Origin of the sequence: Bernardetia sp. ABR2-2B, from assembly GCF_037126435.1 — a bacterium.
Taxonomy (GTDB): domain Bacteria; phylum Bacteroidota; class Bacteroidia; order Cytophagales; family Bernardetiaceae; genus Bernardetia.
Map to the genome: position 1 here is coordinate 1,853,505 of NZ_CP147020.1, position 14,992 is coordinate 1,868,496.

Below are 14,992 nucleotides of genomic sequence, written 5' to 3' on the forward strand. Positions count from 1 at the left end.
CTAAAAACCTATTAACCGAATCAAAAAGGGTTCGAAATCACATTGGCAAGATTTTTTCCTTATAGTTTTTGATAATTTTGTAATATTCAATCACTAGATTAAAATTGTTTCAAAATTAATCCTTATACCAAAAATTACCTCATTTACTTATACCATATAGAATTTCATGAAAACTCGTTTTACTTCAACTCATATTTTTTCATTTCTACTTTCTGCTTTTGGAATAGCTATCATTATTTTTGGAAGTGGTTTTTTTCCTGCTTCTATCAAAACAGAATACAAAAACGAATATGTTTCTTTTGAGAAAATAAATAATTCCTCATCTGTTTATAGATTCTTACTGCCTTCTCATTTGTTCAAAACTACACAAGATACAGCAGGAATGGTCTTTGTCAGAGGAAGTGTTTTTAATATGGGAAGTACCGTTTTTGAAAATGAAATGCCTATTCACGAAGTAGAGTTAGATGATTTTTATATCGGAAGATATGAAGTTACAGTAAAACAATATAGAGAATTTTGTGAAGCAACGGGAAGAGATATGCCAAAAGAACCAATGTGGGGCTGGGACGATACGCACCCAGTTGTGGGCGTAACATGGGATGATGCTAGTCAGTATGCAGAATGGGCAGGAAAGCGTTTGCCAACAGAATCGGAGTGGGAATATGCAGCACGAGGAGGATTAAGCACCTTAAATTATACATATTCAGGTGCAAATTATGCAGAAGTAGTAGGTTGGTATGAAGGAAATTCGGTAGAAATGGTACAACCTATTGGACTCAAAAGACCCAATGAATTAGGTATTTATGATATGTCTGGAAATGTTTGGGAATGGTGTTTTGACCATTATGGACGTTATCGCCAAGGACGCACAAAAAACCCAAAAGGCGTTCCACAAGGATTAAATCGTTGTATTAGAGGTGGAAGTTGGTTTGGAAACAAAGGAAATTTACGCACAGCAAATCGTTATTATAATCCTCAAGGTTTTGGTAGTAACTTGATTGGTTTTAGAGTGGCGATGGATAAATAAAGGCAGTTATCAGTTGGAAACTATATTTCAATTACTTTAGTATAAAAATGACGTTTTTTAGTGAGAAAAATTCGTAATTCGTAATTTGTAATTCGTAATTCTAAAGAAATTAATTGGTAACTGATTTAAGCTCCCAATTGGCAGCATCTGCAAAAATTCCTCTTTCGGCTTGTTCGAATGCATTTCTTGCTTCGCCATAATTTTTGAGTCTTTTATAGAATAATCCTAGTAGAAAGTAATATTTTGAGCGAGTTTCATTGTCTAGTTTTGGAAAGTTTTTCAGAGCTTTTTGTACGATTACTATGCCTTCTTTATCTCTAATCGTTTTATAATGAGCCACTGCTTCCAAAAAATAAATCTCTTGTCTTTTGGGTTCTAATTGCAAACACGAATCAGCAACTTTTATAGCTTCGTTATAGCGTTTTTCATATACAAAAAGACGAGTAAGGTCGTAATAATAAGCTGCATCGTGAGATTCATGTTCAGAAATTTTTATTTTCTGACGAATATGATCAATGATTTGAGATTTATCATCTTCTTGATGTTCTACTTTATTCAGAAAAACTTGTGCTGGAGAATAGTCTGGTTTTATAGTAAGGGCTGTTCGTAGATAGCGCAAACTTTTATCAAAATCATACATAAAAAAATAAACATAGCCCAAATTATAATAATATGCTGGTGCTGTATTTTCTAATTCTGTCTTGAGTTTTTTATCTTTTATTCTAGCATAATAAGTAGTCATTCCATCAAAATCCTGCAAACGAAAAGCACAACTGGTATAAATAAATGCAGCTTTTTGAATAGGATATGCATTCGACTTTGTCTTTTCTAAAATTGTTTTGGTAAGTTTTTGGGCATCTTCGTATTCTGAATTTTGATACAGAATATTAGCAAGAGAAAGCGCAACAGGAGGAGGAATATTTTCTAACTGTTCATTTTTAAAATACTCATCTGCATAGCTTACCGTTTCCTTATCAATTTTTTTAGTTTCGTCAGAAAGAATAATAATTCTTCCTAAAATCGTATTTTTTTCTTGTACTTGGGAGGAAGGGACATGTAAAAGAGCCTTTTTATAATATGAAAAAGCCTGTGGAATAGAATCTGCCTTTTCATATAAAAAGCCTAATCTATAATTGGCTTCAAAATTCGTTTTATCTACCTTGATAGCTTCTTGATAAAGCCCAACAGCTCTAGGAATATTTTTGAGTTGCTCCATATACAACCCTGTATAATAAAGCAATTCTGTATTTTGAGAATCAGCGTTTAAAGATGTTTTCAAAAGATTTAGTCCGTCTTGAGGATTTCCATTTTGAGCCATTTCAACAGCTTTAGTATAGACTTCTGGTTGAGCTTGGAGAGCATTGAAACCCAAAAGCACAAAAAACAAACTACATGTTAGAGTAATGTTTCTTATAAAAAAAATGTTGTTCTTTGTACTTTTCACAATTTGTAGGTTTAAATTCTTCAAAGATAAATATTCAGATAGGTCTGAAATTTAATTAATCACTTATCATTTATAACTAATAACTATTTTACTTCGAAATCTAACATTTTTTTCTCTCTTATAAAACCTTCTAGTTTGTCTCCAATATTCACTTTGCCTACTCCTGCTGGAGTTCCTGTAAAGATAATATCACCTATTTTGAGAGTAAAGAACTTAGAAATATACGCTATTATCTCATCAAAGTTCCAAATCATAAGTTCATTATTTCCTTTTTGGCGAGTTTCTCCATTTACCTCCAAGTGAAAATCAATCGAATTTATATCTCTAATATCTGAAAGCTCTAACCATTCCGAAATAGGTGCAGAGCCATTAAAACCTTTAGCAATATCCCAAGGAAGACCTTTTTCTTTTGCTTTGGATTGCAAATCTCTTGCTGTAAAATCTATTCCTAAGCCAATTTTATCATAATACGAAGCTGCAAATTTTTCTTCAATATGCTTTCCTTCTTTACAAATTCTCAAAAGTAATTCTACTTCATGATGAATATCTTGACTAAAATCTGGATGATAAAAAGGGTCATTGTTTTTCAGAATTGCTGTATCTGGCTTCAAGAAAATGACAGGTTCTGTTGGGCGTTCGTTTTTAAGTTCGGCAATATGGTCAGCATAATTTCTGCCAATACAAAGTATTTTCATGTTGTTTTTTTTAGACATTATTTAAATAAATAGGTCAGTCCCAAAGGGCAGACTGTCTATACACAACCAAAAACAAGTAAAATTGACTACAAATGGTTTGCTCTACGAGGCTGACCTATATAGCAATTATGACAATGTCTAATAATATGTGTAATAACTTTATTCTGACAAAAATACAAAATCAAACTCATTTTTATAAACAACATTTTTGAAAGACAATCTACTTTTGATAAAGTTTTGAATTTGATTACGATAATAAATTAAAATTCGTATTTTAGATTAATAAAGAAGATAATAACTTACAAAAACACATTTATAAAGAATTTATGGGAGATTTAAACGTAAGAATAGCAGATAATCAGCTTGACCTCAATGAGTTTACACGCTATTTGCTCAAAGATATTCAAGCTCTTGAACTCATGCTAAAAGAAGATTGCTTCGACGACGAACAAATGCACATCGGAGCAGAACAAGAAATCTGTTTGGTAGATGACCACGGAAAACCCTCTGCAACAGCCTTAGAAGTATTGGAAGCTTTAGGAAATGATAGCTTTACGACCGAACTAGCTCGTTTTAATGTAGAGTGTAATTTAGAGCCACATCCCTTCAAAGGAAATTGTTTTTCCAAATTAGAAGCCGAAACGATAAGCTTATTAAAGGCTTTGGAAAAAATTACTACCAAACATGATATAGATTATATTCTGACAGGAATACTTCCAACGATTCGAAAATTTGACCTCACAACGGATAATATTACGCCTTTAGATAGATATTATGCCCTCATGAACTCGCTCAAAAAGCTACGAGGAAAGGAGACCTACGAACTCAAAATTGAAGGAATTGATGAGTTAAATACTTTGCATGATACGGCTTTAGTTGAGGCTTGTAATACTAGTTTTCAAGTTCATTTACAGATAAAACCAAAAGAATTTGTCTCAAAATACAATGTTGCAATGGCTATTTCTGCTCCTATTTTGGCAGCGGCCTGTAACTCTCCGATGCTTTTTAATAAACGCCTTTGGAGTGAAACTAGGATTGCACTTTTTCGCCAGTCAGTTGATACACGTATTTCGTCAGAACATTTGCGTGAGCGCAGTCCTCGTGTGATGTTTGGAAACAAATGGCTTAAAGGCTCAATTTTGGATTTGTATCGTGAGGATATTATGCGCTTTAGAGTTTTGCTCACTACCGATATTGATGAAGATGCTCTCAAAATGGTACAGGAAGGCAAAACTCCAAAATTACGTGCCTTGAATGTTCATAATTCGACGGTCTATCGTTGGAATCGTCCATGTTATGGAGTAAGTCCGAATGGAAAACCACATTTGAGAATTGAAAATCGTATTCTGCCAGCAGGTCCAACCGTAGTCGATGAAGTCGCAAATGCAGCTCTTTGGATTGGGGCAATGAATGCCTTTGAAGATACTTATCCAGACGTAACTGAAATAATGGAATTTGATGATGCTCGTGCAAACTTTATGAATGTTGCTAGACACGGTTTGCGTGTAGATGTAAAATGGGTAAACGGTAAAAAAATGAGTGTTAAGAATTTACTTTTGAAAGAGATAATTCCGATGGCAAGAAAAGGATTACAGAAAGCAAAAGTTAGCCAAACTGACATTGATAAATACATGGATATTGTAGAAGCTCGTGTAAAATCCGAACAAACAGGCTCATCTTGGATGCTACAATCCTATTCGAAACTCATAAAAGAAAGCACAAAGGAAGAAGTAATGACAGCAATTACAGTTGCCATTGCAGACAAACAGAAAAGTAATCAGCCTATTCATACGTGGAAATTAGCCACCATCGATGATATTTCGGATTGGCAACCGTCAGATTTGTTGGTAGAAGAATTTATGGATACTGACCTTTTTACGGTTACAGAAGATGACGTACCCGAGTTTGCAGCCGATATTATGGACTGGCAACGTATTCGTTATTTGCCTGTCGAATGTCGTGATGGTGTTTTGGGAGGTTTGGTTTCTTCTCGTCTTTTGCTGCGTTACTTCAAATCTAATTCTCATCAAACAGAAATAAAAAATAATATCACTACGGTAAAAGATTTGATGATAACCAATGTACATACCGTTTCGCCAGAAACCAATATTCATGAGGCTATGGATTTGATGCGCAAACAAAAAGTAGGTTGCCTTCCAGTAGTGGCAAATAATAATTTAGTTGGAATAATTACAGAAGCTAATTTCTTAAATATTACGGCTAGTCTTCTGAAAAGAATTGCAGAACGAAGAAGAAAACGTAGAGAAAAAAATGAAAAAAACGAGAAAATAAAAAATGCTTCAAAACCTCAAAATATAAGAGATAGAGAAATCAAGATTGAGGGAGTAGATTCTTCTCAAAACCGTTTGGAAAATGCAATGGCTAATGGAGAAGAAGAGGAGTAAATCTTAAAACCTTATTCTGTCACAAGAAATAAAACAGCTCTTGCTTGGCTTTGCTGAGTGAGAGGTTTTATTATATTTGAGTTTTTAGGTCAAGTCTGAAGACTTGTAAAATTGATAGGTCATAGTCATCGCTGCGCTAAAGACAACGCCCAATACTTAATTTTTTTGTTTGGCTATGGAAGACTACGAACACGGTAGAAATAAAAATCTAAGAATCTTCAGCCCCCTATGGTTTACTTTTTCAAAAAATCTTTGAGTGATGAATTAAAAAAAGAAATTTTGGGTTACTTTTAAATAATCCAAAATCTCATTTAGCAAACTAATATCATTATGTGTTATTCAGTCTATATCGCAACAAATCAAAAGTTAGAAGAGGGAAGTTTCGTACCCAATGAAACAGATATATATTTTTCTAAAATTAGTGATGCAGAAGAAGTTCGTCTACGCTCTAAATTTTCTAAAGAGAATATTTATTATGTAGGTTCGGATACAAATTGCTCTTGTGGGTTAGCTTTTGATAGTAGTGATTTTGGAAACCCAAAAGAAGATATCAATAAAAAATCGCCTACAAAATTTATTGAGTTTTTACAGAAAGCAACATTAATAGAAAGTGTACAATGCTATTGTTGTTGGGAAGGAGATGAAGTGACTGATATTGAAAATTATAAAGACATAAATATTCAGAAAATTTCATTAGAAAAAAATTATTTCAGCTTCGAAGAAAATGTACGTATTACTTTTATCAAAACCTATGAACCAAAACTAAGAAATGAAATAGTGAAAATTCTGCAAGAAAATGAACAAGGAAGTCTATTAAAAGCCATAAAGTTTTTGAGAAACCAAACAAAATCAGGCTTAATGGATGCTAGAGTCTATGTAGAATATCTAGCTATTGATTTGAAAAAATCAGAATAGATTATTTTATCAACCTTAGAGCCCCTGCGTTCTTGTTGGTGTTCCCATTTACAAAAACCCATAAAGCCGTTGTTGTGTCTTTAGTTTCGGTTTGCCGTTACGCTGACCAACAACAGAAACACGCATGAAACTATGGTAAACATTTTTTATATTTAACTTTTTTGTTTCGATAGTAAGTTCATAAATTGTCCGTGTATGTTTATTGTTGGTCATCACAACGGCATTGCCGAAGTTAAAGACCAACAAGAACGCAGAGATAACACTTCTAAATAAATGAAATCAATATTTTTGCATCTCATTATTGTCATAATACTATTATTTGTAATAGTAGATAATGAACCAATACGTTCTTTTATTTTTGACGTAAAAACAGATAAAGTAGTAGTCATAGATCAAGGACGCAAATATAAGAGTCAATTTGCTAAAGTATCACATATATATAAAGGAAAAGAATATATAAGAGAAATACATTTAGATACAAATTTTTATAAATTCTATAATACTGGAGACAGCATGAAGATATCATACCTAAAAGATAAACCAGATGATGCTATCTATCATAAAGGTCTTCCTATATACTTTCTTGCAGCATTAATACTTGGTTTAACTATATTTATGTCTACTCTATTTATTAAAATTTATCATTATTTTAAGAAGTAGCCCTCGTTCGTCGTAGTTTTCCAATAGCCAAACAAAAAAAATGAATGTTGGGCGTTGTCTTTAGCGAAGCGATGACTACGACCTATCAGTTTGGCAAATCTTAGATTTGCGAGTGTCAGTATTTTTGTAATTACTGCGTTCTTGTTGGTGTTCCCATTTGCGAAAACCCACAAAGCCGTTGTTGTGTCTTTAGTTTCGGTTTGCCGTTACGCTGACCAACAACAGCGAGTAGGAGGCATTGAATAACTAGCTTTTAAAGTTTATAAATTAGTAACGATTCAAATAATTACGAATATCCATTCCCCAGTTGAGTTTTTCACGAAGGGTTTTGAGAAAACTATCGCCATCTAAGCGCACCATCTTACAGGTATAATTACATCTTCTGACAGCAAGTTGAATATTACTATCTACTTTACGAGAACGAGAATCTAAAGAAACTAAAAAGTTTTTACTTCTTCCTTCTATCTCAAAAGCAATTACACTTTCTGTCGGAACAATGAGAGGACGAACATTTAAGTTATGAGGACTAACAGGAGAGATAATAAAATTATTGGATTGAGGAACAACTACGGGACCTCCGACGCTCAAAGAATAGCCTGTCGAACCAGTAGGCGTAGCGACAATCAGACCATCTGCCCAATACGAATTTAGATATTCGCCATCAATATAGGTATGAACCACAATCATTGAAGAAGAATCTCGCTTCATAATTGCAAATTCGTTGAGCGCAATATTTACGCCTTTAAACAAATCCCTATCAGCTTCCAATTCTAATAAAATACGTTCGTCTAGCGTATAATGACCTGCCATAAGACTTTCCAATGCACTATGAATTTGTTCTTTTGAAGTTGTCGCTAAGAAACCCAAACGCCCTGTATTTATTCCCAAAATAGGAACATTTTGGTGTTGTACGATGGTTGCAGCCTCCAAAAAAGTACCATCTCCACCCACACTAAGCATCAAATCTACATTAGAAAGATGATGAGGAGCAGAAAAAGTACCTACAATATTAGGACGAAAATTAATAGAATGAAGTAGCCTATCAAAATCCTTTGAAATGATAATCTCTACTCCATAATTTTCTAGTTCTGTAAAGATTTGCTTTATAAAAAAAAGTTTGCTTTCGGCAATGTCTTTACTGTGTATGGCTACTTTCTTCAAAATAAAAAGGAGATTTTAAATTTATTGTTCTTTGAAATAATGAAGTTACCAAATTACTATAAAAAAATCATTATTCGTAAATGAATACTAATTAATTTGGTTTTTTGATTTTATCTCCTACTTTAAGTCCCTTCAAAACTTCAATATTTATTCCATCTGAAAGCCCTAAAGTAAGATAGCGTTTTTCAAAAACATTTTCACTTGTTTGAACTTCTACATAAAAAGCATCAGATTTTTGATTTGAGTCTTTAGTTTCTGTTTTGGTAGAATCTATCTTGTTTTCTTCTTTTTTATCTGATTTATTGTTTTTTTCTTTGTTTTTATCAGCCGATTGTAACCACGCTTCTTCAATTACAATTACATCATCTTTTCTTTCCAAAACAATATCTGCATTAGCACTATAACCAGCACGAACAAATTGATTTTCTTTAAGTTCTACGTCTGCTTTTATCGGAAACTTAATTGCTCCTTCTTCTTCAATGCCTTTTGGTGCGATAAAATCTAGTTTCGCATCAAATTTTTCATTGTCGATTGCTCCAATTGTCAAGACCAAATCCATTCCTTTTTTTAATTTTCCTACTTCTGCCTCATCTACTTTTCCTTCAAAAATCATATCACTCAAATCTGCAATGGTTGCAATCGTTGTTCCTTCATTAAATGTATTACTTTCAATTACGTTTGCCCCTTCTTTGATAGGAACGTCCAAAATAATTCCACTCGTAGTTGCTTTTACTAATGTTAGTGTGCTAGAAGAACGGCTAGAAGTTCCTTCACGAACAATAACCAAACTCTCTGCAGCTGCATTTACCTGATTTTTCGCCAAATCGTAATCGTCTTTTGCAAGCATATATTCACGCTCTGCAATTACGCCATCTTCAAAAAGCTGCTTTTGTCTTTTCATTTCACGCTCACGCATATCTAAGGTAAGCTTTGCTTGTTCTAAGTTATTCTGAACATTAGTAAGGTTAGTCATATTCGGAATTACTTTTATTTTAGCAATTACATCTCCTACTTTTACTGTTTGCCCAGCTTCAAAAAAAATTTTGTCAACAATACCCGAAACGGCAGGTTTTACAGTTACTTCTTTCAGAGGAACAATCGAACCTGTTGCAACCGTTTTCTTTATTATAGAATCTTTTCTTGGAGAAACCAATTCTATATCTTCTTGTACGTCTTCTTCTTGATTAACAAAATAATAAACAACAAAAACTCCCATAGCTATAAGTAAAAGCACAAAGGAAGCGATAAAAATTTTTTTCATAATAATAGTGAGTTAAATTAAAATCAAGAGTTATAAAATAAGATGTACAGAGAAAAGAAGTTAAAATATAAAATAGGATTTTGAAATGGCTAATTTACACAAAACTTATTCCTATACAAGATAAATAGACTACTAAAAGGCGTTAAAAATAAAGATGCTTGTATTAAAAACAATAAAAACGAAACAAACAGAAATAACTTTTCTTGGTTAGACAGAAATTGAGACAAAACTTTATATCTAAATTAATAATCCCTTATGTTGGCACTATTTTGGCAAATCTTTGTAATATGAGTAGAAGTTATAAATTTATTTTCTATTCATAATAAAGATAATGACAAACTATTCTATCAAAAAACGCTGCTAAATTTTTATCACTATGAAATCACTATTTTTTATTTGGGTTACCTTCGGACTTGCTTGGGGAGTTTTTTCAGCTTCTCCAACACTTGCACAGACAGAAGATGAGGTAATCAGCACAGCCAAAACAGCCATTGGAGCAGCTTCTACGAAAGAATTAGTCAAACTTTGTCACGATGCTATCGAAATAGGATTAGGCGACCAAAAGGCAACATACAGTCAATCACAAGCCGAATTTGTATTGAAAGATTTTTTTACAAAAAACCCAGCCAAACAGTTTGAATATATCCATAAAGGAGCTTCAAAAGAAGGTCTGAAGTATGTGATTGGAAAATATACAGCAACAAACGGAAATACGTTTAGAGTTTATATTTTGGTAAAATCAACACCAAACGGTTTTAGAATTGACACGCTAGACTTCAGTAGAGAATAAAAATAAAAAATCTTTGTCAGAACGCCCCCTCTCACTTTGAGATTTTAGACTAAAAAAGCCTTTTTCGTTTGAAAAAGGCTTTTTTAGTGATTTTTTTTAATTTAAAATCAGAATTTATAAGAAATTCCTAGATGCAGATTGATTTGATAAAAACGCATTTGCCAAATTGTATTTTTATTTCCTACTGAATTGGACAAATATTTCAATGAACTTTCTCCAAAAACTCCCCAATGATTAGTTAGTTGATAATGACTTTGATGGAAACCTGAAAAGAATGGGATTACTTGTTTGGCACTTGGAAATTGAGCTGTACTTTCATAAATCTCATAATTGGTAGTTTCATTTGTAAGTAACAAAAGCCCTGTTTTTACTCCTATTTGATGTTTCCATTTTTTAGATTGGAATAAAGAATAAGAGATTCCTAAATCTATTTTAAAATAAGTGCTTTCATAATTTATAGTTTGGGTTTGTAGGCTATCTCTATTTCCATAAATAGGCTGTATAGATACATGATTTGTAGAAATTTTGGTGGCTATGTAGTTAGTTGGTGTAGAATAATAATTTCCTCCAAATTGATACTTAACTGTATTTTTCCATTTTAAAATACCTATATCAGTATGTAAACTCCATTTTTGAGATAAGTTTCTTTCTGCCATAAAACCAAATGTAAGACTCTGACGCTCACTGAGAGTTTGTTTGTCATTAAGCATTCTTACATAATGTTTGTCAATTGGATTTGCTGCAAAATGTTTGTAGGTCATTCCAAAACCTGTGTAAGAGGCAATTTTCCATTTTGAAAGCATATTTGATTCTTTGTTCAAACTCTTACTCCATTGACAAAACTTTAATTTTTTGATCAAATTTAGTTTCACTAGTCATTGGATTATTGAGTATTTTTTTAATTTCTATTAATCCATATCTGAAAAAAGAGTATTCATTATATCCATTTGAACAGACTCTTATTTTTGTTTTTTTATGTTTCCATTCTCCTACTTTGTAACACCAAACAAAGGCAATGGAACACAAAGCAATTAATTTAGCTATTTTATTTGGTTCTGTTAATTTTGTATTTTCTAAGTTAAAACCTTGTGATTTTAGTGCTTTAAACAACGTTTCGATTTCCCAACGTTGTTTATAAATTTCAAAAATATTATCCAATAAAACAGGTGATGCTAAATAAATATATCCTTTTTGTGTTCGACTTACAGATAAATATACCTCTGCTTCATTGACTACAAATGTTCCATCTAGTTGATAGGTTTCTGAAATCGAAAGCCCTCTACACCATGCTACAATAGACTTTGTTTTCCCTTTTCTAGTAGCTTTAAAGTTAGATTTTATACGCATTACAAAATCAAATTTTTTTGTAGCTAAATAGAAAAACCATTTTTTACCTATAAACTCTCTATCTGCTACAAGAGCAGTAATAGATAAATTAGGAAATTGATTTAAGAAATCTTCTATCAAATCAATTCGTTGTTGAGTAGCTGAATTTCCTGTCCTCGAAAGTACAGACCAACAAAGAGGAATAGATACCCCTTTATGAGCTGCTGAGAGAAGCAAAATATTAATATGCTCTTTTCCAACTTTCCAATTCGTTCTATCCAAACACAGTACGATATTTTCCCATTGTTCAATGCCTTCTAAGGAAATAATCAAATTAGTAATTGCTTGAAAATCAAGCTCATAATAATTTAAAAAGCGTTCTATACGACGTAAAGAAGAACTGTATTCTACATTCCTTTCAAACGCAGTTGCAATTTGAATTAAACCTCCTAGACCTACCTTTATAACAGCTATTACAAAAAGACCTATAAATTGAACTCGGGCTAAATGAAACCCTTTTAAATGAGAAGATAAAACACTAACTAATTTTGTAACTTTACCACTAGAAGCATACTTTGCTTTCGCCATAATTGAGAAAAATTTTGTGAGAAACTCAATTATGGCTTTTTTTTATCTAAATTTAAAATCTTTTGTCAGAGGACTGAGGTTCAAACTACCTTTTTTATTATCATTTGATACAATTTTGATAGAGTCTATTTGCATTTCAAAAAATGGGTCTGCATTTGTTTTTATTTCTCCAAGAGACTTTTCTTCTAATACAAATATCATTTTTTTATCTTCTTGAGTAACGGCAGTTATTTCTGCTTGTGTTTCTTGCAAATTTTCTTGAGTTATATTTACTACCTCGTTATTTTCATCATCACTACTTAAGTCAGTTGTCAAACCAATATTTTTACTAACATTTTCTTGTGTAGTTGCTTTTTGAGAAAAGCGAGAAGACTTTGTAATAACTTTAGATGAAGTAGTTTCATTTGATAATGTTTTTTTTGTATTAGATATAGAATTATTAATCTGATTTTCTGATACATTAGACTTTGTATTTTTATTTATATCAGACTGAATGGTTGAGTTTTCTGTGGCAGAATTAGTATCTGATTTTTCTATATCAGAAGTCATGTTTGTTTCTTTTTTTACTGTTTGGTTAGTAGTGTTGCAAGTAAAGTTAGGAGAAGATATATTATTTTCAGATGAAATAATATATAATCCAATGCCAAGACTTGAAACTAAAATCAAACCTAAAGCTAAAAACCAGTAGAGAAATTTTGGTCTTGAAGATTTATCTAGTTGCTCAGAAATTTTGTCCCAGCCATCAAGAGGAGGCAGAGATTCCCATTCATTAACTTTGGAAAAGCTGTTTTTCCATTCAGAATCATTTTGAGAGTTGTGTATATTGTTGTCCATAAAACAAAAATGTTTTTAGCGTATGTATTGAGTGATTTTATAGTTGGTTGCCAATATTTTTCGTAATGCTTGTTTGGCTTTTGTAAGCTGAGAACGTGAAGTGCTTTCTGAAATACCTAATAATTTGCCAATATCTTCATGCTTGTATCCTTCTATGATATACAAATTAAAAACTACTCGATATCCTTGAGGTAATTCTCTAATCAACTTGATAAGTTCTTCAGCAGAAAGCATATCAAGTGCAGTATCTTTTGTGTCAGACTCATACATAAGTGCTTCATCAGAGAGATGCCCAAAATGCTTTTTTTGTTTGTGATAAATATCAATAGCTTTATGAACAGCAACTTGTCTTATCCAACCTCCAAGAGCTTCAAATTTTTTGACTTGATTGATTTTCTTGAAAATGATTAGAAAAACTTCTTGCAACATGTCTTCTGCTTCTTCTCTGCTCTTAGCATAACGGATACAAGTTGTCATGACCTTTCCTGCATAAAGCCTGTATAGAGCTTCTTGAGCAGGACGAGAGCCTTTCAAACAACCTGAAAATATTTCTTTCTCTGACATAGATAATTTTGGTAGATTCTTTTTTTGTAGAATATTGTTAGAACATCAAACCTCTACAAACGACAATAACAGCACTACAAAGTAATGCTGTTTTTTTGAACAAATGAAAAAAGTTAATTGACGACGACTTCAGCCGTATGTTCTTCTCCAGTTATTCGATTCCTCAATGTATAGAAAAAACTAAAAGGCAGAGGAGTATCCGTTGCTACAAAAAATACAGGCTTATAGAATGGGTATTGACCTAGAGCGTGAGTTGCTCCAGTAATTCCATTCCAATCTACACTCAATTCCCAATCAAAACTTGAGTAATCACAAATTGAATCATTTTCTAAGTAAGGAAGGTAATAGTAGGTTTGTCCCACAACAAAATCATTAAAATACAAACTATCTACTTCATAACTAACAGATTCAAATGGAACTGTATTAGTGCTATCATTTTCTATGCCTACCACTCTCTCAAAAGGCGAAAAAAATGTAGGTAGGTCTGCTGCTATAAACAAATCATTTTGAAGTGAAGAAACACACGTTGTATCTGTATTTGCACTAACCTCAAAACTTATTTTACCAACATAAGCAGCACTATTGTTAGAGTCATTAGGTCGTATATAATATAAAAAATCTTGTCTGCCTACAAAATTGCTAGGAGGAAAATAGTTTATTTTCGTTGTTCCTTCCTCAAAAAATATTTCTATACCTTCTTGAATAGAATTGCTACCTTCAATCTCTTCTATATAGATCATTTCAGATTCGGTATTACAAAGAATATCATTACTCATAAAATCCAAACTATAAAGAGCTGTATTTTTTTGAGTATAATATATATCTTCTTGAGTTACTACTTCACAAGTAACAGAGTCGGGAGTATATGCAATTTGCAACTTCCCATCTTTTCCATTGAGGCGATATCCAAATTCATCAGTTTTTGGATTGTTGCTATCATTTGCACGATATAAAAGAAGACCTTCTTCATTAATTTCAACTGTTCCAAAAGAAGGATTAGCTGTTAAAATTACATTAGTAGCAGTTGATACCTTGAATAAATGTACTAAATCTATGGCGCATAATGCCATGTTTTCAGCTTTAGAAAAACTCACACTACTTTCTGTAAGTTCTTGAATTGGCTCAAGGACATCATCTTCTGATGTATCACAAGCTGTAATATAGAATGAGCTGATAAGTAGAGATGCAATTAGAAATAATTGCGAATAACGTTTTCTGAATGTTTGCATAATTTAAAAAATTAAAAGGTTTAATGTTCTATCTATAAAGAGTGAATCTTCTATAATTATGCTGCTTAATGGCTCATTATTTTTTTAAATTAT

General features: G+C 32.3%; 14 protein-coding genes. 5 read left to right on the forward strand and 9 right to left on the reverse strand.

The genetic code is table 11. The annotated features are described in order from the left end of the window. Positions 1-166: 166 nt before the first annotated feature. Positions 167-1,027, forward strand: a complete 861-nt coding sequence (locus tag WAF17_RS07725) for an SUMF1/EgtB/PvdO family nonheme iron enzyme (protein ID WP_338768402.1) — start codon at positions 167-169, stop codon at positions 1,025-1,027. A gap of 109 nt (positions 1,028-1,136) precedes the next feature. Here the strand turns inward: WAF17_RS07725 and WAF17_RS07730 are convergent, their stop codons facing one another. After that, entirely contained in the window at positions 1,137-2,471 is a 1,335-nt protein-coding gene (locus WAF17_RS07730) for a tetratricopeptide repeat protein (RefSeq protein WP_338768405.1), read from the reverse strand. Between the two features lie 83 nt (positions 2,472-2,554). After that, positions 2,555-3,166: a fumarylacetoacetate hydrolase family protein gene (locus WAF17_RS07735; protein ID WP_338770166.1), complete on the reverse strand. Its 612-nt coding sequence runs from the start codon at positions 3,164-3,166 to the stop codon at positions 2,555-2,557. Between the two features lie 326 nt (positions 3,167-3,492). Here WAF17_RS07735 and WAF17_RS07740 point away from each other — a divergent pair, with 326 nt between their 5' ends. The 3 genes from WAF17_RS07740 to WAF17_RS07750 all read left to right on the forward strand — a co-directional run bounded on the left by WAF17_RS07740 (position 3,493) and on the right by WAF17_RS07750 (position 7,146). After that, positions 3,493-5,571, forward strand: coding sequence for a CBS domain-containing protein (locus WAF17_RS07740; RefSeq protein ID WP_338768408.1), 2,079 nt, complete (start codon positions 3,493-3,495; stop codon positions 5,569-5,571). A 330-nt stretch (positions 5,572-5,901) separates the two neighbouring features. Continuing rightward, positions 5,902-6,486 (forward strand): hypothetical protein, encoded by a 585-nt coding sequence (locus WAF17_RS07745; RefSeq protein ID WP_338768410.1) that lies wholly within the window; start codon positions 5,902-5,904, stop codon positions 6,484-6,486. 273 nt (positions 6,487-6,759) lie between these two features. Beyond that, the gene (locus WAF17_RS07750) at positions 6,760-7,146 is read left to right on the forward strand and encodes a hypothetical protein (RefSeq protein ID WP_338768412.1); all 387 of its coding nucleotides are present in this window, start codon (positions 6,760-6,762) and stop codon (positions 7,144-7,146) included. 267 nt (positions 7,147-7,413) lie between these two features. Here WAF17_RS07750 and WAF17_RS07755 read toward each other — a convergent pair whose 3' ends face one another. Next, positions 7,414-8,307, reverse strand: coding sequence for an NAD kinase (locus tag WAF17_RS07755; protein WP_338768414.1), 894 nt, complete (start codon positions 8,305-8,307; stop codon positions 7,414-7,416). Positions 8,308-8,398: 91 nt separating this feature from the next. Next, the gene (locus WAF17_RS07760) at positions 8,399-9,568 is read right to left on the reverse strand and encodes an efflux RND transporter periplasmic adaptor subunit (protein WP_338768417.1); all 1,170 of its coding nucleotides are present in this window, start codon (positions 9,566-9,568) and stop codon (positions 8,399-8,401) included. A 376-nt stretch (positions 9,569-9,944) separates the two neighbouring features. Between WAF17_RS07760 and WAF17_RS07765 the strand changes: the two genes are divergently transcribed. Then, positions 9,945-10,358 carry a DUF4783 domain-containing protein gene (locus WAF17_RS07765; protein ID WP_338768420.1) on the forward strand — a complete coding sequence of 138 codons (414 nt, stop codon included), beginning with the start codon at positions 9,945-9,947 and terminating at the stop codon, positions 10,356-10,358. A 107-nt stretch (positions 10,359-10,465) separates the two neighbouring features. On the opposite strand, the gene WAF17_RS07770 is transcribed toward WAF17_RS07765, so the two are convergent. The 5 genes from WAF17_RS07770 to WAF17_RS07790 form a co-directional block, all read right to left on the reverse strand. Further along, positions 10,466-11,179: a hypothetical protein gene (locus WAF17_RS07770; RefSeq protein WP_338768422.1), complete on the reverse strand. Its 714-nt coding sequence runs from the start codon at positions 11,177-11,179 to the stop codon at positions 10,466-10,468. A 4-nt stretch (positions 11,180-11,183) separates the two neighbouring features. Beyond that, positions 11,184-12,272: an IS4 family transposase gene (locus WAF17_RS07775; RefSeq protein ID WP_338760955.1), complete on the reverse strand. Its 1,089-nt coding sequence runs from the start codon at positions 12,270-12,272 to the stop codon at positions 11,184-11,186. Positions 12,273-12,314: 42 nt separating this feature from the next. After that, on the reverse strand, positions 12,315-13,106 hold the full coding sequence (locus WAF17_RS07780) for a hypothetical protein (RefSeq protein WP_338768424.1): 792 nt from the start codon (positions 13,104-13,106) through the stop codon (positions 12,315-12,317). A gap of 15 nt (positions 13,107-13,121) precedes the next feature. After that, complete coding sequence (locus WAF17_RS07785) at positions 13,122-13,670, reverse strand: sigma-70 family RNA polymerase sigma factor (RefSeq protein ID WP_338768426.1); 549 nt, start codon at positions 13,668-13,670, stop codon at positions 13,122-13,124. 113 nt (positions 13,671-13,783) lie between these two features. Continuing rightward, entirely contained in the window at positions 13,784-14,899 is a 1,116-nt protein-coding gene (locus tag WAF17_RS07790; RefSeq protein WP_338768429.1) for a hypothetical protein, read from the reverse strand. Positions 14,900-14,992: the final 93 nt, after the last annotated feature.

Excerpts from the sequence above, each read along its gene's own strand:
- WAF17_RS07735 (WP_338770166.1), bottom strand. The coding sequence starts at position 3,166 with ATGAAAATACTTTGTATTGGCAGAAATTATGCTGACCATATTGCCGAA.
- WAF17_RS07725 (WP_338768402.1), top strand. The coding sequence starts at position 167 with ATGAAAACTCGTTTTACTTCAACTCATATTTTTTCATTTCTACTTTCT.
- WAF17_RS07775 (WP_338760955.1), bottom strand. The coding sequence starts at position 12,272 with ATGGCGAAAGCAAAGTATGCTTCTAGTGGTAAAGTTACAAAATTAGTT.
- WAF17_RS07790 (WP_338768429.1), bottom strand. The coding sequence starts at position 14,899 with ATGCAAACATTCAGAAAACGTTATTCGCAATTATTTCTAATTGCATCT.
- WAF17_RS07750 (WP_338768412.1), top strand. The coding sequence starts at position 6,760 with ATGAAATCAATATTTTTGCATCTCATTATTGTCATAATACTATTATTT.
- WAF17_RS07780 (WP_338768424.1), bottom strand. The coding sequence starts at position 13,106 with ATGGACAACAATATACACAACTCTCAAAATGATTCTGAATGGAAAAAC.
- WAF17_RS07760 (WP_338768417.1), bottom strand. The coding sequence starts at position 9,568 with ATGAAAAAAATTTTTATCGCTTCCTTTGTGCTTTTACTTATAGCTATG.
- WAF17_RS07785 (WP_338768426.1), bottom strand. The coding sequence starts at position 13,670 with ATGTCAGAGAAAGAAATATTTTCAGGTTGTTTGAAAGGCTCTCGTCCT.
- WAF17_RS07745 (WP_338768410.1), top strand. The coding sequence starts at position 5,902 with ATGTGTTATTCAGTCTATATCGCAACAAATCAAAAGTTAGAAGAGGGA.
- WAF17_RS07740 (WP_338768408.1), top strand. The coding sequence starts at position 3,493 with ATGGGAGATTTAAACGTAAGAATAGCAGATAATCAGCTTGACCTCAAT.
- WAF17_RS07765 (WP_338768420.1), top strand. The coding sequence starts at position 9,945 with ATGAAATCACTATTTTTTATTTGGGTTACCTTCGGACTTGCTTGGGGA.